Origin of the sequence: Kitasatospora sp. NPDC048722, assembly GCF_040650235.1 — a bacterium.
GTDB lineage: Bacteria > Actinomycetota > Actinomycetes > Streptomycetales > Streptomycetaceae > Kitasatospora.
Map to the genome: position 1 here is coordinate 1 of NZ_JBEZGX010000192.1, position 1,109 is coordinate 1,109.

3 protein-coding genes and 1 pseudogene are annotated in these 1,109 nt (G+C 38.8%); all 4 read right to left on the bottom strand.

Going from position 1 to position 1,109, the window contains the following annotated elements; all coding sequences use genetic code 11:
- Nucleotides 1-88, bottom strand: a pseudogene (locus AB0C76_RS41490) (ABC transporter ATP-binding protein); the annotation flags it as partial.
- 45 nt (nucleotides 89-133) lie between these two features.
- Nucleotides 134-322 carry a DUF2273 domain-containing protein gene (locus tag AB0C76_RS41495; RefSeq protein ID WP_015425997.1) on the bottom strand — a complete coding sequence of 63 codons (189 nt, stop codon included), beginning with the start codon at nucleotides 320-322 and terminating at the stop codon, nucleotides 134-136.
- A gap of 9 nt (nucleotides 323-331) precedes the next feature.
- The gene (amaP, locus tag AB0C76_RS41500; protein ID WP_359976009.1) at nucleotides 332-892 is read right to left on the bottom strand and encodes an alkaline shock response membrane anchor protein AmaP; all 561 of its coding nucleotides are present in this window, start codon (nucleotides 890-892) and stop codon (nucleotides 332-334) included.
- Nucleotides 893-921: 29 nt separating this feature from the next.
- The coding region (locus tag AB0C76_RS41505) for a GlsB/YeaQ/YmgE family stress response membrane protein (RefSeq protein WP_359976012.1) at nucleotides 922-1,109 on the bottom strand (188 nt) is incomplete at its 5' end.

Sequence of the window (1,109 nt, forward strand, 5' to 3'; positions counted from 1 at the left end):
CGTCCAGCGGCCCGTGGGCTATGACCCGGCCGGCGTTGACGACGGCGACCCAGTCGCAGAGCTGCTCGACGAGCTCCATGACGTGGCTGTGCTTTCATGTTTTCTTGTACCATAATATTTTCCTTTTATAATGTTATTTACGATTTATAAATTGATCAATGATTCCTGATTTTTTTAAAAATAGACCAATATAAATTCCTAATCCAATTAAAAATAAAACCAGAATCATTTTCCAAAATCCAATAGTGAAGATACACACAGCAATGAGTGCACCTACGATTCCCCCTATAATTGGGTATCGATTTTTTTCGAAATAATCCATTGATCCCTCCTACATAACACGTTGTCGTTTAGGGTTATCGTCTTTACTTAATGTATTGACTTTTACTTTAAGTTTAACCGTATGTTCCAATCCAAAGAAACTTTTTAACCCTTCAATGATTTCCTGTTCCAGAACTTGAGCTTTTTGGGCCACTTCAACTCGAGGAACAATCTCACCCTTTACATCAATTTTTATCTTATTTTTAAAAAGTGAAACAGCGATTTTTGAGTTTTTAAGGTAATCATTTTCTTTTACTTTTTCACCTACAAATCCTTCAATGGCCGACTTCTTCAAAGTTAAATCTCCATTATTTGAAGTGAGTTGTACATCCATATAGGTTCGAGGATAAAAAAGGATTACAATCAAGGCGATAATTAATATGACTATTAAAACGATGTTCCCCCAAAACAAATAGTCTGTCATATATTTACCTATGAAGGGAATGTTACTAGAGGTCGTTGTCATCCAATCATATTCCATGAAATTGTAATAATCCCAAGTCATTGGTAGAACAAGCGTAAGTAAAAGGAGATCAAGGATAATGAGTATTATTTTCTTTCCAGTTGCCAAAACTCCTCCTTTCTAGATCCTAAGATCTACTAATTCATTTTAGATAGGAAGAAAGATACAACAGCAACCACAATCACTGCACCAACAATGGATGGTATTAACGCCATGCCAGCAAGCGAAGGTCCCCAAGTTCCAAGTAAGGCTTGACCCGGCCCGGACGGCCCTCCTCGGTGATCGGCTCGCCGCTCTCGGGGTCGAGCAGCTCGATCACCTTGTC

Coding starts and splice junctions, on each gene's coding strand:
- AB0C76_RS41495 (WP_015425997.1), bottom strand. CDS start 322: ATGGATTATTTCGAAAAAAATCGATACCCAATTATAGGGGGAATCGTA.